The 25,225-nt window shown below is 68.7% G+C and carries 24 protein-coding genes; 10 read left to right on the top strand and 14 right to left on the bottom strand.

The features are described 5' to 3' along the window. Positions 1 to 29: 29 nt before the first annotated feature. The 7 genes from ACSFA0_RS05810 to ACSFA0_RS05780 all read right to left on the bottom strand — a co-directional run bounded on the left by ACSFA0_RS05810 (position 30) and on the right by ACSFA0_RS05780 (position 6,611). Positions 30 to 1,541 (bottom strand): tripartite tricarboxylate transporter permease, encoded by a 1,512-nt coding sequence (locus tag ACSFA0_RS05810; RefSeq protein WP_435449269.1) that lies wholly within the window; start codon positions 1,539 to 1,541, stop codon positions 30 to 32. Positions 1,542 to 1,551: 10 nt separating this feature from the next. Then, positions 1,552 to 2,040, bottom strand: a complete 489-nt coding sequence (locus ACSFA0_RS05805; RefSeq protein WP_435449268.1) for a tripartite tricarboxylate transporter TctB family protein — start codon at positions 2,038 to 2,040, stop codon at positions 1,552 to 1,554. Between the two features lie 106 nt (positions 2,041 to 2,146). After that, positions 2,147 to 3,931, bottom strand: a complete 1,785-nt coding sequence (gene tfpB / locus ACSFA0_RS05800; protein WP_435449267.1) for a type IV pilus assembly ATPase TfpB — start codon at positions 3,929 to 3,931, stop codon at positions 2,147 to 2,149. After that, a complete protein-coding gene (locus tag ACSFA0_RS05795) occupies positions 3,928 to 4,680 on the bottom strand; it encodes a class I SAM-dependent methyltransferase (RefSeq protein WP_435449266.1) in 753 nt (250 codons plus the stop codon). The genes tfpB and ACSFA0_RS05795 overlap by 4 nt, the downstream gene beginning before the upstream one ends. Next, positions 4,680 to 5,297 carry a DNA-deoxyinosine glycosylase gene (locus ACSFA0_RS05790; RefSeq protein ID WP_435449265.1) on the bottom strand — a complete coding sequence of 206 codons (618 nt, stop codon included), beginning with the start codon at positions 5,295 to 5,297 and terminating at the stop codon, positions 4,680 to 4,682. The genes ACSFA0_RS05795 and ACSFA0_RS05790 overlap by 1 nt, the downstream gene beginning before the upstream one ends. Next, entirely contained in the window at positions 5,275 to 5,625 is a 351-nt protein-coding gene (locus ACSFA0_RS05785) for a hypothetical protein (protein ID WP_435449264.1), read from the bottom strand. Before ACSFA0_RS05785 ends, ACSFA0_RS05790 begins: the two co-directional genes overlap by 23 nt. A gap of 125 nt (positions 5,626 to 5,750) precedes the next feature. Continuing rightward, positions 5,751 to 6,611 carry a TatD family hydrolase gene (locus ACSFA0_RS05780; RefSeq protein WP_435449263.1) on the bottom strand — a complete coding sequence of 287 codons (861 nt, stop codon included), beginning with the start codon at positions 6,609 to 6,611 and terminating at the stop codon, positions 5,751 to 5,753. 88 nt (positions 6,612 to 6,699) lie between these two features. Here ACSFA0_RS05780 and ACSFA0_RS05775 point away from each other — a divergent pair, with 88 nt between their 5' ends. The 4 genes from ACSFA0_RS05775 (at position 6,700) to ACSFA0_RS05760 (ending at position 10,933) form a co-directional block, all read left to right on the top strand. Next, positions 6,700 to 7,680, top strand: coding sequence for a S1C family serine protease (locus ACSFA0_RS05775; protein ID WP_435449262.1), 981 nt, complete (start codon positions 6,700 to 6,702; stop codon positions 7,678 to 7,680). A 52-nt stretch (positions 7,681 to 7,732) separates the two neighbouring features. Then, entirely contained in the window at positions 7,733 to 8,746 is a 1,014-nt protein-coding gene (locus ACSFA0_RS05770) for an AAA family ATPase (protein ID WP_435449261.1), read from the top strand. Between the two features lie 113 nt (positions 8,747 to 8,859). Next, on the top strand, positions 8,860 to 9,864 hold the full coding sequence (locus ACSFA0_RS05765; RefSeq protein ID WP_435449260.1) for a DUF58 domain-containing protein: 1,005 nt from the start codon (positions 8,860 to 8,862) through the stop codon (positions 9,862 to 9,864). A gap of 28 nt (positions 9,865 to 9,892) precedes the next feature. Continuing rightward, entirely contained in the window at positions 9,893 to 10,933 is a 1,041-nt protein-coding gene (locus ACSFA0_RS05760) for a VWA domain-containing protein (RefSeq protein WP_435449259.1), read from the top strand. Between the two features lie 38 nt (positions 10,934 to 10,971). On the opposite strand, the gene ACSFA0_RS05755 is transcribed toward ACSFA0_RS05760, so the two are convergent. Further along, positions 10,972 to 11,562 carry an ATP-dependent Clp protease proteolytic subunit gene (locus tag ACSFA0_RS05755; protein ID WP_435450901.1) on the bottom strand — a complete coding sequence of 197 codons (591 nt, stop codon included), beginning with the start codon at positions 11,560 to 11,562 and terminating at the stop codon, positions 10,972 to 10,974. A gap of 108 nt (positions 11,563 to 11,670) precedes the next feature. Here ACSFA0_RS05755 and ACSFA0_RS05750 point away from each other — a divergent pair, with 108 nt between their 5' ends. Continuing rightward, complete coding sequence (locus ACSFA0_RS05750) at positions 11,671 to 12,444, top strand: sigma-70 family RNA polymerase sigma factor (protein ID WP_435449258.1); 774 nt, start codon at positions 11,671 to 11,673, stop codon at positions 12,442 to 12,444. Positions 12,445 to 12,475: 31 nt separating this feature from the next. Here the strand turns inward: ACSFA0_RS05750 and lolD are convergent, their stop codons facing one another. Then, the gene (gene lolD / locus ACSFA0_RS05745) at positions 12,476 to 13,243 is read right to left on the bottom strand and encodes a lipoprotein-releasing ABC transporter ATP-binding protein LolD (protein WP_435449257.1); all 768 of its coding nucleotides are present in this window, start codon (positions 13,241 to 13,243) and stop codon (positions 12,476 to 12,478) included. After that, positions 13,236 to 14,492, bottom strand: coding sequence for a lipoprotein-releasing ABC transporter permease subunit (locus ACSFA0_RS05740; RefSeq protein WP_435449256.1), 1,257 nt, complete (start codon positions 14,490 to 14,492; stop codon positions 13,236 to 13,238). The genes lolD and ACSFA0_RS05740 overlap by 8 nt, the downstream gene beginning before the upstream one ends. Before the next feature lie 58 nt (positions 14,493 to 14,550). Here ACSFA0_RS05740 and ACSFA0_RS05735 point away from each other — a divergent pair, with 58 nt between their 5' ends. The 3 genes from ACSFA0_RS05735 (at position 14,551) to ACSFA0_RS05725 (ending at position 18,919) form a co-directional block, all read left to right on the top strand. Continuing rightward, on the top strand, positions 14,551 to 15,516 hold the full coding sequence (locus ACSFA0_RS05735; RefSeq protein WP_435449255.1) for a hypothetical protein: 966 nt from the start codon (positions 14,551 to 14,553) through the stop codon (positions 15,514 to 15,516). Continuing rightward, the gene (gene recJ / locus ACSFA0_RS05730; protein ID WP_435449254.1) at positions 15,513 to 17,237 is read left to right on the top strand and encodes a single-stranded-DNA-specific exonuclease RecJ; all 1,725 of its coding nucleotides are present in this window, start codon (positions 15,513 to 15,515) and stop codon (positions 17,235 to 17,237) included. Before ACSFA0_RS05735 ends, recJ begins: the two co-directional genes overlap by 4 nt. Positions 17,238 to 17,389: 152 nt before the next feature. Next, positions 17,390 to 18,919: a methyl-accepting chemotaxis protein gene (locus tag ACSFA0_RS05725; RefSeq protein WP_435449253.1), complete on the top strand. Its 1,530-nt coding sequence runs from the start codon at positions 17,390 to 17,392 to the stop codon at positions 18,917 to 18,919. 22 nt (positions 18,920 to 18,941) lie between these two features. Here ACSFA0_RS05725 and ACSFA0_RS05720 read toward each other — a convergent pair whose 3' ends face one another. Genes ACSFA0_RS05720 through ACSFA0_RS05710 form a run of 3 tightly spaced genes read right to left on the bottom strand, consistent with a single transcriptional unit; the run spans position 18,942 to position 22,338 of the window. Beyond that, positions 18,942 to 19,826: an NAD(P)-dependent oxidoreductase gene (locus tag ACSFA0_RS05720; RefSeq protein ID WP_435449252.1), complete on the bottom strand. Its 885-nt coding sequence runs from the start codon at positions 19,824 to 19,826 to the stop codon at positions 18,942 to 18,944. Between the two features lie 32 nt (positions 19,827 to 19,858). Then, entirely contained in the window at positions 19,859 to 21,328 is a 1,470-nt protein-coding gene (locus tag ACSFA0_RS05715; RefSeq protein WP_435449251.1) for an NAD-dependent succinate-semialdehyde dehydrogenase, read from the bottom strand. 38 nt (positions 21,329 to 21,366) lie between these two features. Beyond that, positions 21,367 to 22,338: a 2-hydroxyacid dehydrogenase gene (locus tag ACSFA0_RS05710; protein WP_435449250.1), complete on the bottom strand. Its 972-nt coding sequence runs from the start codon at positions 22,336 to 22,338 to the stop codon at positions 21,367 to 21,369. 145 nt (positions 22,339 to 22,483) lie between these two features. Here ACSFA0_RS05710 and ACSFA0_RS05705 point away from each other — a divergent pair, with 145 nt between their 5' ends. Further along, complete coding sequence (locus ACSFA0_RS05705) at positions 22,484 to 23,302, top strand: FadR/GntR family transcriptional regulator (RefSeq protein WP_435449249.1); 819 nt, start codon at positions 22,484 to 22,486, stop codon at positions 23,300 to 23,302. 18 nt (positions 23,303 to 23,320) lie between these two features. On the opposite strand, the gene ACSFA0_RS05700 is transcribed toward ACSFA0_RS05705, so the two are convergent. After that, positions 23,321 to 24,064: an ABC transporter substrate-binding protein gene (locus tag ACSFA0_RS05700; protein ID WP_435449248.1), complete on the bottom strand. Its 744-nt coding sequence runs from the start codon at positions 24,062 to 24,064 to the stop codon at positions 23,321 to 23,323. Between the two features lie 141 nt (positions 24,065 to 24,205). Between ACSFA0_RS05700 and ACSFA0_RS05695 the strand changes: the two genes are divergently transcribed. Beyond that, positions 24,206 to 25,201 carry an NAD(P)-dependent oxidoreductase gene (locus ACSFA0_RS05695; protein ID WP_435449247.1) on the top strand — a complete coding sequence of 332 codons (996 nt, stop codon included), beginning with the start codon at positions 24,206 to 24,208 and terminating at the stop codon, positions 25,199 to 25,201. Positions 25,202 to 25,225: the final 24 nt, after the last annotated feature.

Below are 25,225 nucleotides of genomic sequence, written 5' to 3'. Positions count from 1 at the left end.
AGGCGCCGGCGTGAGAGCGAAGGCTTGCGTCAGTCTTCGACGAAAGCCTCTTCGCGTTTGGACTTGACCGAGGGCAGCAGCACGATCAGCAGCAACAGCGCCGCGGCCGCCAGCAGACCGGCCGAGATCGGACGGGTCACGAACACGCTCCAGTCGCCGCGCGACAGCAGCAGCGCGCGCCGCAGGTTCTCTTCCATCATCGGCCCGAGGATCAGCCCCAACAACAGCGGCGCGGGTTCGCAGCCGAGCTTGATGAAGGTGTAGCCCACCACGCCGAAGATGGCGACCATCCAGATGTCGAACACGTTGTTGTTCGTCGAGTACACGCCGATCGCGCAGAACAGCACGATGGCCGGGAACAGCCAACGGTAAGGGATGGACAGCAGCTTGATCCAGATGCCGATGAGCGGCAGGTTCAGCACGATCAGCATCGCGTTGCCGATCCACATCGAGGCGATCAGGCCCCAGAACAGTTCCGGGTTGCTGGTCATCACCTGCGGGCCGGGCTGGATGTTGTGGATGGTCATCGCACCCACCATCAGCGCCATCACCGGGTTCGGCGGAATGCCGAGCGTCAGCAGCGGGATGAAGGAGGTTTGCGCACCGGCGTTGTTGGCGGCCTCGGGGCCGGCCACGCCGCGGATGTTGCCCTTGCCGAAGGGCACTTCGCCGGCCTTGAGCTTCATTTTCTTCTCGAGCGTGTAGGCCGCGAAGGCCGACAGCAACGCGCCGCCGCCGGGCAGGATGCCCAGCGAAGAACCGAGCGCCGTGCCGCGCAGCACGGCCGGCAGCATGTTCTTGAAGTCTTCCTTGGTGGGCCACAGGCCGTGCACTTCGGCGGTGAAGACCTGGCGCTCTTCTTCCGGGCGCGACAGGTTGGCGATGATTTCACCGTAACCGAACACACCCATGGCGATCACGATGAAGCCGATGCCGTCGGTGAGTTCGGGGATGTCGAAGCTGAAGCGCGCGACGCCCGAGTTCACGTCGGTGCCGACCAGGCCGATGAGCAGGCCCAGCACGATCATCGCGATGGCCTTGAGCAGCGAGCCCGAGGCCAGCACCACGGCGCCGATCAGGCCCAGGATCATGAGCGAGAAGTACTCGGCCGGGCCGAACTTGAAAGCCAGTTCGGTCAGCGGCGGCGCGAAGGCGGCCAGGATCAGCGTGCCCACGCAACCGGCGAAGAAGGAGCCCAGGCCGGCGGCCGCGAGCGCGGGGCCCGCCCTGCCCTGCTTGGCCATCTGGTGCCCGTCGATCACGGTCACCACGGAAGACGATTCGCCCGGCAGGTTCACCAGGATCGCGGTGGTCGAGCCGCCGTACTGCGAGCCGTAGTAGATGCCGGCCAGCATGATGAGCGCTGCCACCGGTGGCAGCGCGTAGGTCGCGGGCAGCAGCATCGCAATGGTCGCGACCGGGCCGATGCCTGGGAGCACGCCGATCAGCGTGCCCAGAAGACAGCCGACGAAGCAATAGATCAGGTTCTGCAGCGTGAACGCCGCGGTGAAGCCGATGGAAAGGTTATTGATCAGGTCCATGGTGTGTGTCTCAGCCCGAAATGAAGGTGGGCCAGACCTGGAACTGCAGCTTGAGTGCGACCACGAAGGCGAGGTAGCTGCCGACCGCGAGGATGGTGGCGAGGATCAGGCTGGCCTTGAAGCTGTACTGCTCCCCGGCCAAGCCCGCGATGAGCACCAGCGCGTAGATCGCGGCGATCAGGCCCATGGCGGGCAGGCCCCACGCCACGACGCCGCCGAGCAGCACGCCGAAGATCAGGTTGGCGCCGATGATGAAGCCCAGCGGCTTCCAGGCGATCTTGCCGATCGGGTCGCCGTTGACCGTCTCGATGGTGAGCGCACCGAAGATCACCACGAGGCCGAGGACGGCCAGCAAGATCCCCAGCATCATCGGGAAGTAGCCCGGGCCCATCCGCGCACCCGTCCCCACGTTGTAGGTGGTCGCACCCCATGCGAAGGCGATCCCGACGAGGGTGAACATCAGCCCCGCAAAGAAGTCCTTCTGACTTTTGATTTTCACGAACAATCTCCTCGAAAAAATTCGAACGGCCGATTGTGTGGTCAGGGTGCGGTCAGGCTGATGTGGATTCCACTAACCGCAGAGCTAGGGTTAGCCCGAAGCCTGGTCACTCCAGGGGCGGGGTAGCGCTCAGGACTTCCTCGATGGTCGTCACGCCTTCGGCCACGCGCAGCGCGCCGGCCAGGCGCAGCGGGCGCATGCCGTCGGCCACGGCTTGGCGGCGCAGAGCGGAAAGGACCGGCTCCTTGTTCACGCGCGCCTTGAACTCCTCGCTGATGCTGAGCAGTTCGTACAGGCCCATGCGGCCCATGTAGCCGGTCATACGGCAGTCCACGCAGCCTACCGGCCGGTAGGCGCGCACCGAACCGGTGATCTGCCAGGGCGCGACGAACTCGGCGAGCTTCTCGCGCGTGACCGACTCGTCGGGCTGCTTGCACAGCGGGCACAGCGTGCGCACCAGCCGCTGCGCCAGCACGCCGAGCATCACGGCGTTGATCAGGTACGACGGCACGCCCAGCTCCATCAGCCGCGTGATGGCGCTGGGCGCATCGTTGGTGTGCAGCGTGCTGAACACCAGGTGGCCGGTGAGCGCGGCCTGCACCGCCATGTCGGCGGTGGCCAGATCGCGGATTTCACCGACCATGATGATGTCCGGGTCCTGCCGCATCAGCGCGCGCAGCCCCTCGGTGAAGCCGAAGTCGAGCTGCGGCTGCACCTGCGTCTGGTTGAAGGACGGCTCGATCATCTCGATCGGGTCCTCGATGGTGCTGACGTTGACCTCTTCAGTCGCCACCCGCTTGAGCGTGGAGTACAGCGTGGTGGTCTTGCCCGAGCCGGTCGGCCCGGTCACCAGGATGATGCCGTGCGGCCGCGTGACGAGCTGTTCCCAGCGCTTGGCGTCGTGCTGCGCGAAGCCCAGTGCGTCGAGGTCCTTCACCGCGGTATCGGGGTCGAAGATCCGCATCACCATCTTCTCGCCGAAGGCGGTGGGCAGCGTCGACAGGCGCATCTCGACCTCGTCGCCGCGCATGTTCCGCGTCTTGATGCGGCCGTCGAGCGGGCGGCGCTTCTCGACCACGTCCATGCGGCCGAGCAGCTTGATGCGCGCGACCATCGCGTTCATCACGCCCATGGGCATCTGGTAGGCCGGGTGCAGCACGCCGTCGATGCGAAAGCGCACCACGCCCTGCTCGCGCCGCGGCTCCAGGTGGATGTCGCTGGCGCGCTGGTCGAAGGCGTACTGCCACAGCCAGTCAACCACCTGCACCACGCTCTGGTCGTTGGCGTCGAGCTGCTTGTTGCTCTTGCCCAGCTCGACCAGCTGCTCGAAGCTCGCGCCGCCCGCGTTGCCGCCAGCCTTCTGCGCCGCGCGCACCGACTTGGCCAGCGCGAAGAACTCGGCCGTGTAGCGCTGGATGTCAGCTGGGTTGGCCACCACGCGGCGCACTGCGCGGCGCGACTGGCGCTCGACCTCGGACATCCAGTCGGTCAGGAAGGGCTCGGCGGTGGCCACCACCACTTCGCTGGGCGTGACCTGCACCGGCAGCACCTTGTGGCGCTCGGCGTAGGCCGCGCTCATGGTGTCGGCCACCTTGCCCACGTCGACCTTCAGCGGATCGATGCGCAGGTACTGCAACGCGGCGCGCCCGGCCAGCCATTCGGTGAGCATCTCGAGGTCGAGCGGCTTGCCGTCTTTCTCGCGTGTCATCGCGACGTTCGCCAAGCGCACCAAGGGTGCCTGCCGGCTCTCGGCCTGCGCACAGCGTGCGATGGTGCGCTTGGCCTCGTGCGGCGAAATCACGCCGTCGGCGGCGAGCCACTCGATCAGCAGGCGCAGGTCGAGCGGGCCTTCGTGGCGGGACGCGGCAGCGGGTGGCGAGACGACGCTCATGACATGGATTTGAAGACGCGCAGCCACTTGGGGGCCGGCAATCCCCAGCGAGTCTGGATGGTCTGTGCCCGCTCGGCAAGTGCGTCGCGCTTGGGCCGGGTCGGCGTGCGCTGCGCCAGCACGACGGTGTTGCCCTCGCGCGTCGGCTTGAAGGCCCAGACCGCCTCGGTGCCGAAGGCGGCGGCGATCTTCTCGAGGCTGCGTTCGTAGCTCGACGAGCGGCCGAAGAGGTTGACCGTCATGCAGCCGTCCTCGGTCAGCAGGCCGCGGCAGTCGGCATAGAAGGCTTCGCTGTCGAGCACCGGCGCGGCGGCCTCGTGGTCGTACAGGTCGACCTGCAGCGCATCGACCGTGCCTTGCCACTCGGGCTTGCGGATCTCGGTGCCGGCATCGGCCAGCACCACGCGCAGCTTGGCGTCGTCGGCCGGCAGCTTGAACCAGCCGCGGCAGGCCGCGACGACCTGCGGGTTGAGCTCGACCGCGGTGGTGCGCATGCGCAACTGCTTGCGGCTGAACTTGGTGAGTGTGGCCGCGCCCAGGCCCAGCTGCATCGCGTGGCGGTTCATGACGCTCGACGGCTCGACGAAGAGCAGCCAGGCCATCATGCGCTGCACGTATTCCAATTCGATCTCGAAGGGCGCGTCGAGCTTCATCGAGCCCTGCACCCATTCCGTGCCGAGGTGCAGGTAGCGGATGTCGCCCCAGTCGGAAAAGTTGACCTCAGGCAGGGCCGGTGCGCGCGCTGCCATCACGCGACCAACCCATGCCGTGCGAACACGTCGTGCCAGGCCTCGCATTTGCGGTCGAAGGGCATCGCCGCATGCGCGGGGCTGGTCGACGGCAGCTTGTAGGCCGGCAGAACGCCGTGGCCGCCGTCGCGCAGGGCGTCGATCACCTTGGGCGCATGGCGAAAGCTCTCGGCGCCGTTGTGCGCGATGGCGGCGAGCCGCGGCACCTCGAGGGTCGAGAAGTCGTTGAGCGCTGCATCGCGGATCGACGTGTCGAGGCTGCCCTCGCGTTGGCAGCTGCCATACACGTCCCACAGGCCGAGGCCATGCTGCGTCAACCAGTCGGCGCGCTCGGCGGATGCGGTGCCCGAAGGCAGAGGGTGGGCGGGCCAGAGGGCTTGCAAGATCTTCCAGAAGTGGTTCTGCGGATGGGCATAGTAGCGCCCCTCCGCCAGCGACCGCGCGCCCGGGAAGCTGCCCAGCACCAGCACCACCGTCTGCGCCGACACGATGGGCGCCAGACCGTCGAGCGACGGCGCATCGGACGGCGCACGAGAAAAAACCCGCCGCGGCGGGTTCTTCGAGGGTGCAGGCCGGTCGAGACCGGTCGCAGGATCAGGGCTTCTTGGCGGCTTCATTCTCGGCGGTGCCGGGGATCTTCTCACCGATCTTGTGGCCTGCGCTGCGCATGCCATCGGCCGTCTTGTGGCCAACATTGGCGACCGCGCCGCCTGCCTTCTTCGCACCATTGGCGGTGGCGTGACCAGCCTTCTTGGCGGTGCGCTTGGTGGCGTTGTAGGCCTTCTTGGTGCCCGTCTTGACCTTCTCGGTCACGGTCGGCGCTGGGGCGGTGGCAGGGGCCACGGCCGGCGCCGGTGCCGGCGTCTGTGCGGCAGCGGAGAAACCGATGGAGGCGATGCCCAGCGCCAGAACAGCGGGGATCGAACGGAAGAGGGTCGAGGTCATGGAAAGCTCCTTGTTTGCGTTGTAGTCACGGACATGCCGCACTGACCGGACAACGGGCGATCCGACGGCGCGGATGACAACGCGGCTACCGGCGACGCTGTTTTGTCGCACGACGGCATGTCGGCCTACACGCTTGCCTGACCACCGCCTGACGGCGTCACCAACGAAGACAGGCCAGGCAATGCGCTCAGTGCGTTGCGCGTGCTCGCCTGCGCGAGTTCGTCCGGCGTCATGCCGCGCAACTGCGCCAGCACCGCGGCGATGCGCGGCAGCTCGGCGGGCTCGTTGCGGCCCTGTGCGGCACCGGCTTCGCGTTCTGTCTGGGTGCGGTAGAGCCAGTGCGGCTGGATGTCCGGCGCATCGGTTTCCATGACGATCGCATCGAGCGGTAGCGCCGTGGCGAGTCGGCGCACCTGCAGCGCACGGTCGAAGGTCACGGTACCGCCGAAGCCCAGCTTGAGCCCGATGTCGATGCAGGCCTTGGCCTGCTGCTCGCTGCCGTTGAAAGCGTGCGCGATGCCCCGCCACGGGCGACCCGCACCGACCTGGCGCAGATGCTTGAGCACCTTGTCGACCGAACGGCGCACATGGATGATCACCGGCAGGTCGTGCGCGCGGGCGAGCTGCAATTGCGCATGGAAGAAGTGCTCCTGCTTCGGCCCGTCGAGTTCGGGCACGAAGTAGTCCAACCCGATCTCGCCCACCGCGACCAGACGTGGGTCGCCCCGGCGCGCGGTCAGTTCGGCATCGAGCGTCTGCAGGTCAGCCTCCTGCGCGTCGCCGGTGCACAGCGGATGGATGCCCAGCGCATAAGCGTCGCCCTGCGCATGTGCCAGCGTGCGCACTGTCGCAAAGTTGGAGACCGCTACCGCAGGAATGACGCACAGCGCAACGCCCGCAGCGTCGGCCCGTGCCCGCACGGCGGGCCCTTCGTCGCCGAACTCCGGGGCATCCAGGTGACAGTGTGTATCGATGAAACCGGTCATCGGGCCATGATGCCCGAAGCGATGCAAGGCGGCACAAAGCGTGCTACCGTGAATTCTTTGACACGTCACTCTTTGCCCGGAGGTGCCGATGCGCAGGACTGGTATTTACAGCCGCTCGCCGCAAGCGTCGAAAGATGCCGACGCGCCCCGCGAGGGGGATGCGCCCGCCGTCGGCGCGCCGCCGGATGCGCCTGCCGTCGCGCCGACGCGATGGCAGCCGGGTCGAAAGTCCTTCGCGGGCCTGCTGGTTCTCGTGCTCGCACTGACCGTCGGCGGTGCGGTGTTCTGGCCGCGCCAGTCCGGACACACGCTGACGCAGAAGGACATCGACGCCGCCGTGCTGCGCACGCTGCAGACCAACGTCCTCCCCTCTCAGGCCACCCGCGCGGCGGCCATCATCCGGCCCTCCGTGGTGCGCGTGGTCGGCTACGGCACCGAGCGTGCGACGCCTGAAGCGAAGACCGAGAAGCGCGGGCGCAACATGGCGCGCGGCAAGGCGCCCGAAGCCGATCCAGCGCCCGGCACCGAGGTCGAGCGCGGCGTGGGCACCGGCGTGGTCATCGTCGACAAGGGCGTGATCCTCACCAACCTCCACGTGGTCGCGGGGTCGGAAAAGATCAAGATCACCTTCTCCGACGGCCTCGAGGCGGAGGCGACCATCACCGGCGTGCAGCCCGAGAACGACCTCGCCGTGCTGCAGGCGAAGAAGATACCCGACGACCTGATCGCCGCGACCATGACCTCGACTGCCGACCTGCAATCAGGCGATCAGGTCGCCGCGGTCGGTTTCCCGTTCGGCATCGGCCCTTCCGTGTCGGCGGGCGTCGTGTCCGGCCTCAAGCGCTCGTTCCGTTCGCCGGAAGGCAAGCAGGAGCTGGGCAACCTGATCCAGTTCGACGCAGCCGCCAACCCCGGCAATTCGGGCGGCCCGCTGATCAACATGAATGGCGAGGTGCTCGGCATCGTGACCGCCATCCTCAATCCCACGCAGCAGCGCACCTTCATCGGCATCGGTTTCGCCGTGCCGATCGAGAACGCCGCTTCGGCGCTGGGCTCGCCACCGTTCTGACCTTCTCACCGTTCGCCATCTTCGCCTTTCACTCCTTCACGAAAGCACGCGCATGAGCTTCGAGACAACCCCGACCAATTCACCCGCCACGGCCGAGCTGATGGAGCAGATCCTCTACGAGGTGAAGCGTGTCGTGGTCGGCCAGGACCGCTTCCTCGAACGCGTGATGGTCGCGATGCTGGCCGGTGGTCACCTGCTGGTCGAAGGCGTGCCGGGCCTGGCGAAGACGCTCACCATCAAGACGCTGGCCGACACCGTGAGCGGCCAGTTCAAGCGCATCCAGTTCACGCCCGACCTGGTGCCAGCCGACCTGGTCGGCACGCGCATCTACAACCAGAAGACCGGCGACTTCTCCACCGCGCTCGGCCCGGTGTTCGCCAACCTGCTACTGGCCGACGAAATCAACCGCGCGCCGGCCAAGGTGCAGAGTGCGCTGCTCGAGGTGATGCAAGAGCGCCAGGTGACCATCGCCGGCGAGACGCACAAGGTGCCGCGCCCTTTCCTCGTGATGGCGACGCAGAACCCGATCGAGACCGAAGGCACCTACCCGCTGCCCGAGGCGCAGGTCGACCGTTTCATGATGAAGGTGCTGGTCGACTACCCGACCGACGAAGAAGAGTTCGTCATCGTGCAGCGCGTGATCGGCCCGCCGGTGCAGCCGGCCGTCGTCGCCACCACCGACCAGCTCGCCGCCCTGCAGGCCGAGGCACGACGCGTGTACGTCGACCCGTCCCTCATCCAGTACGCGGTGAAGCTGGTGTCGGCCACGCGCACGCCCGAGAAGCACGGCCTGAAGGACATGCGCCGCTTCATCACCTTCGGCGCCAGCCCGCGCGCCAGCATCAACCTCACCGAGGGCGCGCGTGCGCTGGCCCTGCTTCGCGGCAGGAGCTACGCGCTGCCGGAGGACATGACCGCGCTGGTGCCCGACGTGCTGCGCCACCGCGTGACGCTGTCGTACGAGGGCCTGTCCGAAGGCCTGACCGCCGACGGGCTGATCGAGAAGATCATGCGTGCGATTCCCGCCCCTCCCAAGCCGCTCGAGCATGAAAAGCTGGTGGCCTAGAGCAATGAGCACTCCCCCAGTCTTCGCGCACTGCGTGTCGCTCCGCCTCCCCCTCGCCGGGGGCAACACCAGCGGCCCGGCGAAGCCGGTTCCGCGGTGTTCCTGGAAAAGCCATGAAAAGCTGGTGGCCCAGTAAGCGCACCCGCGCTGCCAACGACGCACAGGCGGTCGCCGTGGCCGAGACGGCTGCGGGTGCCGCCGAGCGCGTGCTGCGCCGGCTCGAATGGACCGTGATCCGCCGGCTCGACGGCCTGCTGCAGGGCGACTACCGCACGCTGATGCGCGGCACCGGGCTCGACCTGGCCGACCTGCGCGAGTACCAGCACCACGACGACGTGCGCCACATCGACTGGAACGTGACCGCGCGGTTGCAGGTGCCGCATGTGCGCGTCTACACCGAAGACCGCGAGATGACCGCCTGGTTCGTGCTCGACCTGAGCCGCTCGGTGGATTTCGGCTCTGGCCTCAAGGCCAAGCGCGAGATCTCGCAAGGCTTCGTCGGCGTGCTGGCCCGGCTGCTGACGCGGCACGGCAACCGGGTCGGCGCATTGGTCTACGGCAACGATCTCGAAGCGGTGATCCCGCCGCGCAGCGGCCGGCCGCATGTGCTGCATCTGCTGCACGCCATGGACAAGCGGTCCGTCGAAGGCAAGCCCACGAAGGGCATGACGCGGCTGTCCGACCTGCTGAAGTCCGCGGCCGTGCTGATGCCGCGGCGCTCGACCGTCTTCGTGGTGTCCGACTTTCTGACCGAGCCGGGTTGGGAGAAGCCGCTGGCCCAGCTGACGCAGCGCCACGAGGTGGTCGCGGTGCGGCTTTTCGACCCGCTCGAGCTTTCGCTGCCCGACCTCGGCCTGGTACCGCTGCGCGACGCCGAGACGGGCGAGCAGCTGTGGGTCGACACGCACGACGCCGGGTTCCGCAAGCGCTTCGCGCGCATCGCCGCTGAGCGCGAAGCCACGCTGCGCGCCACGTTGGCCAAGGCCGGCGTCGACACGCTCGAACTCTCCACCGACGACGAACTGGCCGCGGCCATCCTGCGCTTCGCCGACCTGCGCAAGCGCCGGGTCCGCACGGGTGGCGCGCAATATCCATTCCGCAAGGCGGCGCCTGCATGACCTTCGCGACCACATCCGGGAGCGCTCCATGAATTTCCTGTGGCCCCAGTTCCTCTGGCTGCTGACCGCCGTGCCCTTGCTGGTGCTGCTGTACGTATGGCTGATGCGTCGCAAGAAAAAGCTGGCGCTGCGTTACGCCAGCCTGTCGATCGTGCGCGAGGCGATGGGCGCTGGCCAGAGCATGAAGCGGCACATCCCGCCCCTGCTCTTTCTGCTAGCGATGGTGGCGATGCTCATCGCCGCGGCGCGGCCGATGGCGGTGGTGGTGCTGCCGTCGAACCAGCAGACCATCATCCTGGCGATGGACGTGTCCGGCAGCATGCGCGCCACCGACGTGCTGCCCAACCGCCTGGTCGCAGCGCAGGAGGCCGCCAAGGCCTTCATCAAGGACCTGCCCCGCACCGTGAAGGTCGGCATCGTGGCCTTCGCCGGCAGCGCGCAGGTGGCGCAGCTGCCCACCGTCAACCGCGACGACCTGGTCACCGCCATCGACGCCTTTCAGTTGCAACGCGCCACCGCCACCGGCAATGCCATCGTGGTGTCGCTCGCCACGCTGTTCCCGCAGGCCGGCATCGACATCTCCAACTTCGGCCCGCAGAGCCGCCAGCGCGGCGTGCCGATCGAGCAGGCCGGCAAGGCGCCACCGCCCGAATTCACACCGGTGGCGCCGGGTTCGTACACGTCCGCCGCAGTCATCATGCTGACCGACGGCCAGCGCACCACGGGCGTCGACCCGATGGACGCGGCCAAGGTCGCGGCTGACCGCGGCGTGCGCGTGTACACGGTCGGCATCGGCACGGTCGACGGCGAAACCATCGGCTTCGAGGGCTGGTCGATGCGCGTGCGGCTCGACGAGGAGACGCTCAAGGCCGTGGCCAACAAGACCTCCGGCGAGTACTTCTACGCCGGCACCGCGGCCGACCTGAAGAAGGTCTACGACACGCTGAGCTCGCGCCTCACGGTCGAGAAGAAGGAGACGGAAGTCTCCGCGCTCTTCGCCCTCGGCGCGGCGCTGCTGGCCTTCCTGTCGGCGGGGTTGTCGCTGTTCTGGTTCAACCGGATTCTTTGAGTCCGCCGCGCCGGACCGACGCGGGGGCCTCAGCCCTCTCAGCCCAGCTCCGTCTTCCGCTGGACGATGCGGGAGACCAGCCCGTACTCGACCGCCTCCTGCGCCGAGAGCCAGCGGTCGCGCTCGATGTCGAGCAGCACCTGTTCGATCGGCTTGCCGGTCTCGCGGGCGATCTCGTGCGCGATGCGCAGGCGGGCCTTGAGGATCTCCTGCGCCTGGATGGCGATATCGGTCGCCTGCCCGCCCGCGCCGCCGCTGGGTTGGTGGATCAGGAAGCGCGTGTTCGGCAGGCACACGCGGCGCTCCCGAGGCGCGGCCAGGAACAGGTGCGTGGCGGCGCTGCCGACCCAGCCGGTGCCGATCATGTTCACCGGCGCGCTGATGAAACGCACGATGTGGATCGCGTCGCCCGATTCCAGGTGGCCGCCCGGCGAACTCACGAGGATGTCGATGGGCTTCTCGGGGCTGTCGGCGTCCAGTGCGATCAGCCGGCGCGTGACGTCGGCGGCCACGGAATCGGTGATGCTGCCGAAGATGAGGAGCGTGCGCGACTTGAACGCCTTTTCCTCGAGGTAGGAATTGCGCGGCTCGGCCGTGGACGCGGGGTGCGTGTCGTCGTCGGATGCCATGGAGAACATGGGCGAGGTGGGCATGAGGAAGGCTCCTGTGAATGGAACTGTCTTGACGAACAAGCCCGCGGTTTCGTGACATGGCGCGCGCTGTGGCAAGCTGGCGCGATGCTCGACGAACGCTATCTCTCGCAATTCCCGGTGCTGCGACAACGCCTGGTTCGTGCGGCGGCGCGCATGCTCGCCGGGCACGCCGATGCCGAAGACGTGGTCCAGGACGCCTACCTGCGCGCGCTCGAAGCCGGTGACACGCTGCGACCCGATTCGGCGCAGGCGTGGCTGACCACGGTGATGCAGCACCTCGCGATCGATCGTCTGCGGCGCGACAACTGGATGCAGCGCTGGCTGCGCGACGCCGATGCGTCTGCCGCCAACGCCCCGTCGGCCGAGGCCGAGGCGGCGCAGGCGGAATCCATCGACCGGGCGCTGCGGTCGATGGCCGCCAGGCTGTCGCCGGCCGAGGGTGCCGCCGTGCTGCTGCGTGAAGTCTTCGAAGCCAGCTTCAAGGAAATGGCGCAGGCCAGCGGCAGGACCGAAGCGGCGTGCCGACAGCAGTTGCATCGCGCACTGCTGCGGCTGCGTCAGGACAGGGACAGCGAAGACGCGGCGTCAGAGGCCCATTTCCGGATGTACAGGCAAGCACTGCGCGACGGCGATCCACGAACGCTGTTCGCGATGCTGCGGCAGCCGCCGGTGCGTGCGGTCGCTGCCGCGGCAGTGATAGCCCCCCACTCCGGAACGTCGCGCGCGGTCTGCCAGGTGATGCAGATGGGTGGCCGGCTCGGCCTGGTGCTGACGCTGGGTGGCAAGGTGTTGTGCGTGCTGCCGCTCGATGTGCGGCCAACGCAAGAAGAACAGCCGTTGGCCCTGTCTTCGCACTAGCGCCGCCCCACCGGGGACGGCAAGAAAGCAATCAGTCGGCCAGCCGCCCCGCCACCAGCCGCAGCACGCGGTCGCACCGGCTAGCCAGCGTCTCGTCGTGCGTCACCATGACGAAGGCGGTGCCGTGCTGGCGGGCCAGTTCGAGCATCAGCGCGAACACGCCGTCGGCCGTGCTGCGGTCGAGATTGCCGGTGGGCTCGTCGGCCAGCACGCAGTCGGGCTGGGTCACCAGTGCGCGCGCGATGGCGACGCGCTGGCGTTCGCCGCCTGACAGTTCCGCCGGGCGGTGCTGCAGCCGCTCGCCGAGGCCGACCGCCTTGAGCATCTTCGTGGCCGCCTCGACCTGTTCCGCGGGTGGCGCGCGCCGGATCTTCAGCGGCATGCCGACGTTGTCGAGCGCGCTGAATTCCGGCAGCAAGTGATGGAACTGGTAGACGAAGCCGAGGTGCCGATTGCGCAGCCGGCCCTGTTCGGCCGCATCGGCGTGCGCGATGTTCTTGCCGTGCAACTCGACGCTGCCCGAGGTCGGCGCGTCGAGCCCGCCCATCAGGTGCAGCATCGTGCTCTTGCCCGAGCCCGAAGCGCCGACGATGGCCAGCGTCTCGCCGGCATGCACGTCGAGGTCGACGCCATGCAGCACGGTGAGGTCGATGCGGCCTTCGTGGAAGCGCTTGGTCAGGCCGCGGACCTTGAGGACGACCTTGGGCCCATCGGCGCCGGGCCGCCCCAAGCCGATGGCGGCCCCCTCGGGGGGCAGCGAGGACACGCCAGTGCCGAGCGTGGGGGTCATGTCACTCATAGCGCAGCGCCTCCGCAGGATTGACCCGGCTGGCGCGCCAGCTCGGATACAGCGTGGCCACGAACGCCAGCGCCAGCGAGATCAGCGTGATGGGCATGATGTCCGACCGCTGCGGGTCGCTCGGCATGCGGCTGATCAGGTAGATGTCCTTGGGCAGGAAGCTCGCCTGGAACAGCCGCTCCAGCGCCGGCACGATGACGTCGATGTTGTAGGCGATGCCCAGGCCCAGCAGCAAGCCGCCGACGGTGCCGATCACGCCCACCATCGCGCCCTGCACCACGAAGATGCCCATGATGCTTTTCGGGCTCGCGCCCAGCGTGCGCAGGATGGCGATGTCGGCGCGCTTGTCGGTCACGGTCATGACCAGCGTCGACACGAGGTTGAAGGCCGCCACCGCGACGATCAGCGTGAGGATGATGAACATCATGCGTTTCTCGACCTGCACCGCGGCGAACCAGGTCTTGTTCTGGCGGGTCCAGTCGCGGATCAGGAATGAGCCCGGCAGCGTGACCGCCAGCTCGTCGGCCACCTGGCGCGCCTGGTTCAGGTCCTTGAGCTTCAGGCGCACGCCGCTCGGGCCTTCGAGTCGGAACACGCGGGCCGCGTCCTGCTCGTGGATCATGGCCAGTGCCGAGTCGTATTCGTAGTGCCCCGAATCGAAGGTGCCGACCACGGTGAACTGCTTCAGCCGCGGTACCACGCCGGCCGGCGTCACCTGGCCGCCCGGCGCCACCAGCGTGACCTGGTCGCCGGCCCGCACGAAGAGCGAACGCGCCAGCTCGCCGCCCAGCACGATGCCGAATTCGCCGGGCACCAGCTTGTCGAGCGCGCCCTTCTGCGCGGTGCTCGCGAAGTCGGTCACCTCGGGTTCGAGCCTGGGCTCGATGCCGCGCACCAGCGCGCCCTTCATGTCCTCGCCGCGCGCGATGAGCGCCTGGGTGGTGATGAAAGGGGCCACGCCGATCACCTCGGGGTTCTTGCGCGCCGCGTCCATGATCGGGCCGATGTCCTGCAGCGCCTGGCCGTCGCGCGAGAAGATCTCGATGTGCGAGACGACGCCGAGCATGCGGTCGCGCACCTCTTTCTGGAAGCCGTTCATGACCGACAGCACGATGATCAGCGCCGCCACGCCCAGCGCGATGCCGAGCATCGAGACACCGGAGATGAAGGAGATGAAGCCGTTGCGCCGCGTCGCCCGGCCCGCACGCGTGTAGCGCCAGCCGAGTTGCAGTTCGTAAGGAAGGGGCATAGGAGCGGAATTGTGGCATCCCGAAGTGGCTCTTCGCCCTGACCCGACAATAGGCCCCATGGCCCTTCCCCCCTCCCCGACACATCTCCTGATCCCCTTTGCCGGCCGCGGGTCTTCCGCTTGTCCTGCCGCGCTGGCCACGTTGCAACTCCCGAATCTCGACGCACTCATCACCCGCCTCGCCGTGGCCCACGACGACACGCAGGCCGACACCACCCTCACACCGCCGCACGAGCGCGCGCTGGCTCGCGCCCTCGGCATCGACGCGGCCGACGGTTGCATCGCCTGGGGTGCGCGCGAGGCGCAGCAGACGGGGCTCTCGCGCGCCGGCGCCGACGAGCCCTGGGCCGTGCTGACGCTGTGTCACTGGGAAGTCGCCATCGACGAGGTGGTGCTGCACGACCCGAGCGACATGGCGATCGACGCCTCCGAATCGCAGGCGCTGCTCGAAGCCGCCCGCCCTTTCTTCCAGGAAGACGGCATCGTGCTGCGTCGCTCGACCGCGCCCGGCCGCTGGCTCGCGCGTGGCGAGCTGTTCCGCGGCCTGCCCACCGCATCGCTCGACCGCGCGGCCGGCGGGCCGATCTCGGCCTGGGCGCCGCTGACCGATGCACTCAAGCCGGTGCGCAAGCTGCAGAACGAGATGCAGATGCTGCTCTACACGCAGCGCGTGAACGACGAGCGCATCGCGCGCGGCCTGCAGCCGATCAACTCCTTCTGGTTGAGTGGCACCGGCGTGCTGACGCAAGGCCGTCTCAACGCGGAGAGCCCGACCGTGCTCGACACGCTGCGCGCCCCGGCACTGCGCGACGACGCCGCGGCATGGACGGCCGCCTGGCAGGCGCTCGACGCCGGCCCCATCGCCGAACTGCTGGCCGCCTACCGCCGCGGCGAGGCGGTGCAGCTCACGCTGTGCGGCGACCGCGCCGCGCGCCGTTTTGAACCGCAGCCGCGCGGCGCCGTCAGCTGGGTGAAGAACCTGTTCACCCGCACGCAAGCCACGACGGTGCTGGCCGCGCTGTGAAGATCGTCGCCCGCGAGATCCCGCCGCGCAGCGTCTGGGCGCTGGAGCAGGCCGGCGTGCACCCGCTGCTGGCGCGGCTTTACGCGGCGCGCGGCGTGCTCGGCAAGGAAGAGCTCGACGATGGCTTGGCGCGCCTGCTGCCGCCCGACACGCTCAAGGGCGCGCGCGAGGCCGCCGTGCTGCTGGCCGACGCCATCCGCGACGACAAGCGCCTGTGCATCGTGGCCGACTACGACTGCGACGGCGCCACCGCCTGCGCGGTCGCCGTGCGCGGCCTGAAGCTGCTCGGCGCCAGACATGTCGCCTACCTGGTGCCCGACCGCGTGGTCGACGGCTACGGCCTCACGCCGCCGATCGCCGAGCGCGTGGCCGACGGCGGCGCCGACATGCTCATCACCGTCGACAACGGCATCGCCAGCGTCGACGGCGTCGCTGCTGCCAAAGCGCGCGGCCTGCAGGTGCTGGTGACCGACCACCACCTGCCCGGTCCGCAACTGCCCGACGCCGACGTGCTGGTGAACCCGAACCAGCCCGGCTGCGAGTTCCAGAGCAAGAGCATCGCCGGCGTAGGCGTGATGTTCTATGTGTTGCTGGCACTGCGGTCCGAGCTGCGGGCGCGCGGCGTCTTCGATGCCGCCAGCCAACCCAAGCTCGACGTGCTGCTGCCGCTGGTCGCACTCGGCACTGTGGCCGACGTGGTCAAGCTCGACGCCAACAACCGCCGCTTGGTCGCCCAGGGCCTGCGCCGCATCCGCGCCGGCGCACTGCCCGCCGGCATCGCCGCGTTGTTCAGCGCCGCCGGCCGCAAGGCGCCTGTCGCCACCACCTTCGACTTCGGGTTCGCACTCGGCCCGCGCATCAACGCAGCCGGCCGGCTGGCCGACATGACGCTGGGCATCGAATGCCTGCTGACCGACGATGCCGGTCGCGCCGACGAACTGGCGCGAATGCTCGACGGCATCAACCGCGAGCGACGGGACATCGAGGGCGGCATGCGCGACCAGGCGCTGATGCTGGCGGAGTCGCTGTTCGACGTCGATGGCAACGGCGGTGAGTCGGTGCCCGCGGCCATCAGCGTGTTCGACGCGGCCTTCCACGAAGGCGTGGTCGGCATCGTCGCGTCGCGCCTCAAGGACCGCTTCCACCGCCCGACCTTCGTGTTCGCCGCCAGCGGCGCACCGGGCAAGGAGCACGAGCTGAAGGGCTCGGGCCGCTCCATCCCCGGCTTCCACCTGCGCGATGCGCTCGACCTGGTCGCCAAGCGGCACCCCGGCGTGCTGCTGCGCTTCGGCGGCCATGCGATGGCGGCGGGCTGCACCGTGGCACGCGACCAGATCGGCACCTTCGAGCGCGCGCTGGCACAGGTCGCCACCGAATGGCTCGACGCCGCCTCCCTCACGCGCCGCATCGACACCGACGGCCCGATCGCCGCCGAGTACATGCGCGTCGACCTGGTCGACACGCTGCACCGCGAGGTCTGGGGCCAGGGCTTCGCGCCGCCGACCTTCAGCGAAGAGGTCGAAGTGATCTCGCAGCGCCTGGTCGGCGAGAAGCACCTGGCGCTGCGGCTCAAGCACCAGGGCAAGCCGGTCGACGGCATCTGGTTCGGCCACACCGAGCCGCTGCCGACTAAGGTGGTGCTGGCCTTCCGGCTCGATGCCGATGAATGGCAGGGCCTGCGGCGGGTGCGCTTCCTGATCGAGGGTGCCGAAGGCGCGTAGCGGGCCGACAGCGCCCATCGCAAGGCCGCCCTCAAGTTCGGCTGGCGCACGCCGATAACCTGCTTGGCACCCTCGGTGCCCTGCTGGCCTGCCTTTTCGGATTCTCCGTGGCGATGCCGAGGGCCGTCGGTGCCCCCGATCTGGAAACCCCGATGAAACTGAGCCTCAAACTTCCGCTGGTCATGGTCGCCGCACTGCTTCTGGTGCTCGGCGCCGCGCTGTTCGGCATCGCCGGCCTGAACCAATCGCTTGCGACCTACGCCACGACGGTGCAGGCGAGCAACGACAGCGAACGTGACGCCAACACCCTGGCGCTGGCCTTCAAGACCCAGGTGCAGGAATGGAAGAACGTGCTGCTCCGTGGCCAGGACCCGAAAGCGTTGGACCGGCACTGGAGTGCGTTCCGCAAGATCGAACAGGACGTGGACGCGACCAGCCGCAAGCTCATCGCCGCCCTGCCCGCGGGCGAAGCGAAGGCGCTGGTGGAACGGTTCGCCGCGTCGCACGCCACGATGGGCATGAACTACCGCAAGGGCTTCGACGCCTTCGTAGCGGCCGGCTTCGACCCCGCGGCAGGCGACGCTGCCGTCAGCGGCATGGACCGTGAGCCGGCCAAGTTGCTGGACGCATCGATCGACAAGATCGCGGCGGACAGCGCGATCGTCTCGACGCAGGCCGCCGCCGATGGCCAACGCGCCTCGACGATTTCCATCGTGCTGATGCTCGCGGTGTGCGGAGCGAGCCTCTGCGCCAGCGTGCTGTTCAGCCGGACGATCACGCGCCCGATCCAACGGGCGGTGGAGGTCGCGCGCGCCGTCGCGGCGGGCGACCTGAGCCGCCAGTTCGACGCACGGGGCAAGGACGAAACCGCACAGCTGCTGACGGTACTGAAGGACATGCAGGCCAGCCTGACCACGGTGGTGGGCGAGGTGCGCCGGAGTTCGGAGTCGGTGGCGAGCGCCTCGTCGCAGATTGCCCAGGGCAACAACGAGCTGAGCCAACGGACCGAGAAGCAGGCGGCAGCGCTCGAGGAAACCGCGGCGTCGATGGAGGAACTCAATGCCACCGTCCAGCAGAACGCCGACAGCACGCAGCATGCCGATCAGCTGGCGCAGGACGCTTCGGCGGCGGCGACCAAGGGCGGCGAGGCGGTGCGACAGGTGGCCGACACCATGCGCTCGATCGACGACAGCTCGAAGAAGATCGCCGACATCATCGGCATGATCGACGGCATCGCCTTCCAGACGAACATCCTGGCGCTGAATGCCGCGGTCGAAGCGGCCCGCGCCGGCGAACAGGGGCGCGGCTTCGCCGTGGTGGCCAGTGAAGTGCGCAGCCTGGCCAGCCGCTCGGCCAGCGCTTCGAAAGACATCAAGAAGCTGATCGACGCCAGCGTTCAGCGCGTCGATCAGGGCAACGCGCTGGTCCGTCAGGCCAGCACGACGATGACCGAGGTGGTCGCCTCGGTCCAGCGCCTCACCGGCGTCATGGGCGAGATCAGCTCGGCCAATACCCAGCAGAGCGCCGGTGTGTCACAGGTGGGCGAGGCGATCACCCAGATCGACCAGGCCACGCAACAGAATGCCGCGCTGGTGGAAGAAAGCGCAGCGGCGGCCGAGGGCATGCGGGTGCAGGCGCGGCACCTGGTGCAGGCGGTATCGGCGTTCACGGTCGCAGCGTGACGCGCCGAATCCCCTGTTGGCCCTAGCTGCCGTCGCCGCGCTTCGCCAGCACCGCCACCAGTTCCGGCAGCAGCGCCTCGCCGTTGCCGGCCTGCACCGCACCGTCGAGTGTCTGGCGCACGCCATCGGCAATGCTCCGGGCCGAGTGGCTGGCCTCGGCCATGGCCGTGTAGTAGCCCAAGTCCTTCTGCGCGTTCGACATCGCGAAGCGCAAACCGCTCGGGTCCTTGTTCAACAAGAAGGGGCGCAGCCGTTCCAGCGCGGTGCCGCCGCCACCACCCTTGACCAGCACGTCGACGAAGACTTCGGGGTCGACGCCGGCGCGCTCGGCGCAGGCGGCGGCCTCGGCGATCAGCGCGACGGAGCCGAGCGACACGTAGTTGTGCAGCAGCTTCATGCGATGCCCGGCGCCCACCGGGCCGGCATGCGTGATGTTCTCGGCGAAGCAGGCCAGGAGCGGCCGGCAGTCGCGGAACAGCTCGGCATCGCCGCCGACCAGCAGGTTGAGGCGCCCTTCGGCGGCTTCCTTGGGCGTGCGCGTCATCGCGGCGTCCATGAAGCGGCCGCCGGCCTCGGCGACGATCTTGGCCAGACGCTCGGTCGAATCGGGCAGCGCGGTCGAGCAATCGATGATGATCGTGCCGGGTCGGATGCCCTTGAGCACGCCGGTGTCGCCGAGCAGCACCGCCTCGACCTGCGGCGTGCCGGTGACGCACAGGATCACCACGTCGACCGCCGCGGCCAGCTCGCTCGCGGTGGCGAAGGTCTTCACGCCCGCCGCCTTCAGCGCGTCGAGCGGCTGGTTGCCCGGGTGCTCCAGCACCGACAGCGGGTGGCCGTGCTTGACGATGTTGCTCGCGATGCCGTGGCCCATGAGGCCGACGCCGACCAGTCCGATGTTTTCCATTCGTATCTCCTGCGCTGAAATCACTGTGATGGTCATGCCCGCATCGGACGGCCGAGGCCGCCGGCGCAGACGTACTTGATCTCGAGGTAGTCGTCGATGCCGTACTTGGAGCCTTCGCGCCCGACACCCGATTCCTTGATACCGCCGAAGGGTGCGAGCTCGGTCGAGATCAACCCTTCGTTGAGCCCGACGATACCAACCTCCAGCGCCTCGGCCACGCGCCAGGCGCGCGCGTAGTCCTGCGTGTAGAAGTAGGCGGCCAGGCCGAAGGGCGTGTCGTTGGCCATCGCCACCGCCTGTTCGTCGGTGTCGAAGCGGATCAGCGGCGCCACGGGGCCGAAGGTTTCTTCCTGCATCAGCTTCGAGTCCGGCGAGACGTTCGCCAGGATGGTCGGCGCGAAGAAGCGGCCGCCCAGCGCATGCGCCTTGCCGCCGGTCACGACATGAGCACCCAGGCCCACGGCGTCCTCGATGTGCTCGCGCACCTTGGCCACCGCCGCGTCGTCGATCAGCGGGCCGAGGTTGACACCCTTCTCCAGCCCGTTGCCGACGACCTGCGCCTCGACCGTCGCCTTGAGCTTTTCGGTGAAGCGGTCGTAGATGCCGGCCTGCACGAAGATGCGGTTGGCGCACACGCAGGTCTGGCCCGCGTTGCGGAACTTCGAAGCCATCACGCCGGCCACGGCGGCATCGAGGTCGGCGTCGTCGAACACGATGAAGGGTGCGTTGCCGCCCAGCTCCATCGACACCTTCTTCACGGTGCCCGCACACTGTTCCATCAGCTTCTTGCCGACCTCGGTGGATCCGGTGAACGACAGCTTGCGCACGATCGGGCTGCCGGTGAGTTCGCCGCCGACGGTCGAGGCCGAACCGGTCACCACGTTGAGCACACCGGCGGGAATGCCCGCCTCGGCCGCGAGTTGCGCGAGGGCCAGCGCCGAGCACGGCGTGGCCGACGCCGGCTTGATGACGATGGTGCATCCGGCCGCCAGCGCGGCACCCGCCTTGCGCGTGATCATCGCGTTGGGGAAGTTCCACGGCGTGATCGCCGCGACCACGCCGACCGGCTGCTTGAGCACCACGATGCGGCGGTCCATCGTCGCGGCCGGAATGATGTCGCCATAGACGCGCTTGGCCTCTTCGGCGAACCATTCGATGAAGCTGGACCCGTAAGCGATCTCGCCCTTGGCCTCGGCCAGCGGCTTGCCCTGCTCGAGCGTCAGCAGCATGCCCAGGTCGTCCTGGTGCGCCATGCAGAGGTCGTACCAGCGGCGCATCAGGCGCGAGCGCTCCTTGGCGCTGGTGTCACGCCAGCCCGGCAGCGCCTTGTTCGCCGCGTCGATGGCGCTGCGCACGTCGCCCGCGGTCAGGCGCGGCACGGTGCCGAGAACACTGTCGTCGGCCGGGTTGGTGACGTCGAGGGTCGCGCCGTCGGACGCATCGACCCAGCGGCCGTCGATGTGGCATTGCTGGCGGAACAGATCGGGGTGTTGGAGCTTCATGGCAAGGGTGGTTGGGTGGGAATCAGGTAATCAGGTAATCAGGAAAGCAGGTTGTCGGGCGTCTCGCCGCGCGCCAGGGCCTCGACGCCGTGGATCAGCAGCCAGCCCATCGCGTCGCGCGTCTCGTGCGTGGCGCTGCCGATATGGGGCGAGAGAAAGACGTTGTCCAGCGTGCAATAGCCCGGGTGGACATGGGGCTCGTTGGCGAAGACGTCGAGCCCGGCTGCACGCACCTGGCCGCTGTGGAGCGCAGCGATCAGGGCCTCGTCGTCGACCAGGTCGCCGCGCGAGATGTTCACCACCACGGCGCCTGCAGGCAGCACCGCCAGCCGCTCGGCGTCGAAGGTGCCGCGCAGCGACGGCGCACCGGGCGCCGCGATCATCAGGATGTCGCTCGCGGCGAGCAGCCCGTCGAGCGTGGCATGGTAGGTCGCGCCCTCTTCCAGCGCCGCGTCGAGCCGCGACCGGTTGTGATAGTGGATGCCCAAGCCGAAGGCGCGGGCGCGCACGGCGATGGCACGCCCGATGCGGCCCATGCCGAAGATGCCGAGCCGGCGGCCGACCAGGCCCATGCCCAGCAGTTGCGTCGGCGCCCAGCCCGCCCACGCACCGCTGCGCACCAGCCGATCGGCCTCGAAGCCGCGGCGACAGGCGTTGAGCAGCAACATGAGCGCGATCTCGGCGCAGGCATCGCTCAGCACGTCGGGCGTGTGCAGCACCTGCACGCCGGCAGCGCGCGCGGCCGCCCTGTCGATGTGATCGTAGCCCACCGAGAGGGTCGCGATCACGCGCAGCGTGGGTGCGAGTTGCGCGATGGTGGCGGCGTCGACGGCTTCGGTGGCGCTGACGAAGAGCAGTTCGCAACCCGCGGCTCGGCGCGCGATTTCGGCAGACGGCAGGATCGCGTCGTCCTCGCTCACCTCCAGTGCGAAACGTTCCCGCAGCGCGGCCTCGACGGCGGGCGTGAAGCGGCGGCACAGAAAGGCGCGAGGCCGTGGCGGAAGGTTCATGACGGAGCGATCAGGGTTTTCTCGCAGCCCGGAAGGTGCCGCGTTGTCTCTGGTCGTATTACAAATACGTCATATCACTTTGTCAAGCACGAGAGCGTCGGTGGTATTCTTCGCTCCCTCCGAACCGCCCGCACGACCGACCGCCATGGCCTTCTCCACCACCGACGCGCCGAACGCCCGCATCGCTACCGAAGGCACGCTGGCCGATCGCGTGACGGGGCTCATCGCGGCCGACATCCGCGCGCGGGTCTATCCGGTCAACACGCGCCTGCCGACGGAACAGTCGATGACCGAGCAGTACGGCGTGAGCCGCACGGTGGTGCGCGAGGCCATCTCTCGGCTCAAGTCCGAAGGCCTGGTCGAGACGCGCCAGGGCAGCGGCACGGTGGTGCGCGACCCGAAGGTGTCCGACGCTTTCCGTCTCGGCCAGCCGAACGAGAACCCCGCCGAGGGGGTGCTGCGCATCCTCGAACTGCGCCGCGGCATCGAGGCCGAAATGGCGGCGCTGGCGGCCGAGCGCCGCACCGGCGCCGAGATGACGCTGATCCAGCAGTCGCTGCGCGCCATCGCACGCGCGGTGAAGGACGGCGGTGACGGCGTGGCCGAAGACCTGGCCTTCCACATCGCCATCTCGCGCGCGGCGCACAACCCGCACTACACCGAGCTGCTGGGCATGCTGACGCGGGCGCTGCACGACGCGATCCGTCTGACCCGCGCCAACGAGGCACGGCGCACCGACCTCGCCGCCCAGGTGCTGGCCGAGCACGAAGCGATCTGCGCCGCCATCAAGGCACGCGACCCGGCCGCTGCGCGCACCGCCGCCTTCCTGCACATGCACAACACCGGCCAGCGCATCGAGCAGGCCGGCAAGGATTTCTGGACCGGTGACAGCCGCGCGGCCGCGCAGCGCGTGGCCCGCACCAAGCTGGGCGGCACGCCGGGCCTTCCGACGACCAAGCGCTGAAGGCCGCCCCGACTTCGATCAGGCGGCCGGTTCGGTCGGCGCCACCGAGGCGCCCTGGATGCCGTGGCGCGCCAGCGCGTCGGCGACGAAGCCCGAAGCCTTCATCTCCTCCACGAAGGCACTAAGCACGGCCGCCGCTTCTTGCCCGCGCGACTTCGGCGTGCCCATGGCCTGCTGGATCACCATGAAGCGGCCCGGGAGAAGCCGCAGGCCCGCATGCCTCTGCACATCGGCCTCGAGCTGCTGCCGAACGCCAGCCGCGACATCGAGGTTCTGGTCCAGGAAGGTTTGCACCACGGTGGGCGAACTCGGCGCGCGCACGATCTCGGCGTGCTTGAGTTCGCGCGTCAGGTACAGGTCGTACGCGCTGCCCTTGCCGACCGCGATGCGATGGCCCGCGCGATCGACCTCGCCGTTGTCTTGCAGCGGCGAGCCGTCGCGCACCAGGTAGCTGCCTTCGATGAGCACGTAGGCATGCGTGAAGGCGATCTGCGCGCCGCGCACCGGGTCGATGGCGAAGAAGCCGATGTCGGCCTTCTCGTCGGCAACGGCCTCGACCGACTTCCCCGCCGTGTCGAACACGACCAGCTCGAGCCCGACGCCGAGGCGGTCTGCAAAGGCGCGGGCCAGGTCGACCGACACGCCGCCAGGCTCGCCCGTCGTCTTGTCCTTCTTCGCGAGGATGGGATTGCCGAGGTTGATGGAGGCGCGCAGCACGCCTTGCGATGCGAAGGCCTGGCGGACAGCAGGGTCGAAGGTCATGGCGGTTTCCTGTTGAGCATCGAAGAATAACGCCGATCCGGGTGCGGGCCATGGCGCACGCGGGTTGCCGCGACTCCGCACAAACCCGGTCGTCAGCTAAAAAGTTGTCTGATAGATTCATCACACAACTTCTGACGCACCATGCATCTTCCTCGTGTCCTGCTGACCGACCCGCTGCACCCCGACGCGCAGGCGCGCCTCGCCACCTGGGCGGCCGTGTCGCAGCTGCCCGACGGGCTCACCCGCACGCAGAGCGACGCGGCGCTGCGGGAGGCCATGGCCGACACGCAGGGTCTGATCGTGCGGCGGCTGTTGCCGCCCGACCTGTTCGACCGGCCGCATGCGCTGCGCGGTGTGATGCGCCAGGGCGTCGGGCTCGACTTCATCCCGGTGCAACGCGCCACGGCCAACGGCATTCCGGTCGGCAACACGCCGGCCGTCAATGCCAATGCAGTGGCCGAGTACGTGTTCGCTGCGTTGCTGGCGCACAGCCGCCAGCTGGCCGCCTTCGACCTGAGCGTGCGCAGCGGCGACTGGGCGGCCCGCACGCAGGCCGGCGCGCGCACCTTCGAACTGCAGGGACGTACGCTCGGCGTGGTTGGCTACGGCGCCATCGGCCAGCGCATCAGCGACATCGCGCGGCACGGCTTCGGCATGACGCTGGCGGTGTGCACCGGCACGCCGTCGAGGGTGCCCGCGGGCATCACGACGCTGTCGCTCACTGAGCTGTTCGCCGCCAGCGATTTCGTCGTGATCGCCTGCCCGCTCACCGAACAGACGCGCGGCATGGTGAATGCCGAGGTGCTCGCGCAGGCCAAGCCGAACGCGGTGCTCGTCAACGTCGGGCGCGGCCCCGTGGTGCGCGAAGACGACCTCGCGGCCGCCCTGGATGCGGGCCACCTGGCCGGCGCGGTGCTCGACGTGTTCGAGACCCAGCCGCTGCCGGACGACAGCGCCTTGCGCCGCCACCCCGGCGTGCTGCTCACGCCGCACCTCGCCGGCCTCACGCAGGAGGCCGAGCGCGCCATGGGCCTGCTGGCCGTCGACACGCTGGCCGCGCTGCTGCTGCGCGGCGAGCAGCCGCCCAACATCGTCAACCCGCAGGTCTTCGGCACGCCGCCCGCGCTGCGCGCCTGACCGCCCTCTTTCAACGCACAGGAG

The sequence above is a fragment of the Variovorax restrictus genome (assembly GCF_051216715.1).
Lineage (GTDB): Bacteria > Pseudomonadota > Gammaproteobacteria > Burkholderiales > Burkholderiaceae_C > Variovorax.
The sequence above is the reverse complement of the archived record's forward strand: the minus strand, read 5'-3'. Positions and strand labels throughout refer to the sequence as shown.

Coding starts and splice junctions, on each gene's coding strand:
- ACSFA0_RS05715 (WP_435449251.1), bottom strand. CDS start 21,328: ATGAAGCTCCAACACCCCGATCTGTTCCGCCAGCAATGCCACATCGAC.
- ACSFA0_RS05720 (WP_435449252.1), bottom strand. CDS start 19,826: ATGGAAAACATCGGACTGGTCGGCGTCGGCCTCATGGGCCACGGCATC.
- ACSFA0_RS05760 (WP_435449259.1), top strand. CDS start 9,893: ATGAATTTCCTGTGGCCCCAGTTCCTCTGGCTGCTGACCGCCGTGCCC.
- tfpB (WP_435449267.1), bottom strand. CDS start 3,931: ATGAGCGTCGTCTCGCCACCCGCTGCCGCGTCCCGCCACGAAGGCCCG.
- ACSFA0_RS05695 (WP_435449247.1), top strand. CDS start 24,206: ATGCATCTTCCTCGTGTCCTGCTGACCGACCCGCTGCACCCCGACGCG.
- ACSFA0_RS05795 (WP_435449266.1), bottom strand. CDS start 4,680: ATGGCAGCGCGCGCACCGGCCCTGCCTGAGGTCAACTTTTCCGACTGG.
- ACSFA0_RS05705 (WP_435449249.1), top strand. CDS start 22,484: ATGGCCTTCTCCACCACCGACGCGCCGAACGCCCGCATCGCTACCGAA.
- ACSFA0_RS05710 (WP_435449250.1), bottom strand. CDS start 22,338: ATGAACCTTCCGCCACGGCCTCGCGCCTTTCTGTGCCGCCGCTTCACG.
- lolD (WP_435449257.1), bottom strand. CDS start 13,243: ATGAGTGACATGACCCCCACGCTCGGCACTGGCGTGTCCTCGCTGCCC.
- ACSFA0_RS05810 (WP_435449269.1), bottom strand. CDS start 1,541: ATGGACCTGATCAATAACCTTTCCATCGGCTTCACCGCGGCGTTCACG.
- ACSFA0_RS05785 (WP_435449264.1), bottom strand. CDS start 5,625: ATGACCTCGACCCTCTTCCGTTCGATCCCCGCTGTTCTGGCGCTGGGC.
- ACSFA0_RS05780 (WP_435449263.1), bottom strand. CDS start 6,611: ATGACCGGTTTCATCGATACACACTGTCACCTGGATGCCCCGGAGTTC.
- ACSFA0_RS05725 (WP_435449253.1), top strand. CDS start 17,390: ATGAAACTGAGCCTCAAACTTCCGCTGGTCATGGTCGCCGCACTGCTT.
- ACSFA0_RS05750 (WP_435449258.1), top strand. CDS start 11,671: ATGCTCGACGAACGCTATCTCTCGCAATTCCCGGTGCTGCGACAACGC.
- ACSFA0_RS05740 (WP_435449256.1), bottom strand. CDS start 14,492: ATGCCCCTTCCTTACGAACTGCAACTCGGCTGGCGCTACACGCGTGCG.
- ACSFA0_RS05790 (WP_435449265.1), bottom strand. CDS start 5,297: ATGAAGCCGCCAAGAAGCCCTGATCCTGCGACCGGTCTCGACCGGCCT.
- ACSFA0_RS05770 (WP_435449261.1), top strand. CDS start 7,733: ATGAGCTTCGAGACAACCCCGACCAATTCACCCGCCACGGCCGAGCTG.
- ACSFA0_RS05765 (WP_435449260.1), top strand. CDS start 8,860: ATGAAAAGCTGGTGGCCCAGTAAGCGCACCCGCGCTGCCAACGACGCA.
- ACSFA0_RS05700 (WP_435449248.1), bottom strand. CDS start 24,064: ATGACCTTCGACCCTGCTGTCCGCCAGGCCTTCGCATCGCAAGGCGTG.
- ACSFA0_RS05755 (WP_435450901.1), bottom strand. CDS start 11,562: ATGGCATCCGACGACGACACGCACCCCGCGTCCACGGCCGAGCCGCGC.
- ACSFA0_RS05735 (WP_435449255.1), top strand. CDS start 14,551: ATGGCCCTTCCCCCCTCCCCGACACATCTCCTGATCCCCTTTGCCGGC.
- ACSFA0_RS05775 (WP_435449262.1), top strand. CDS start 6,700: ATGCGCAGGACTGGTATTTACAGCCGCTCGCCGCAAGCGTCGAAAGAT.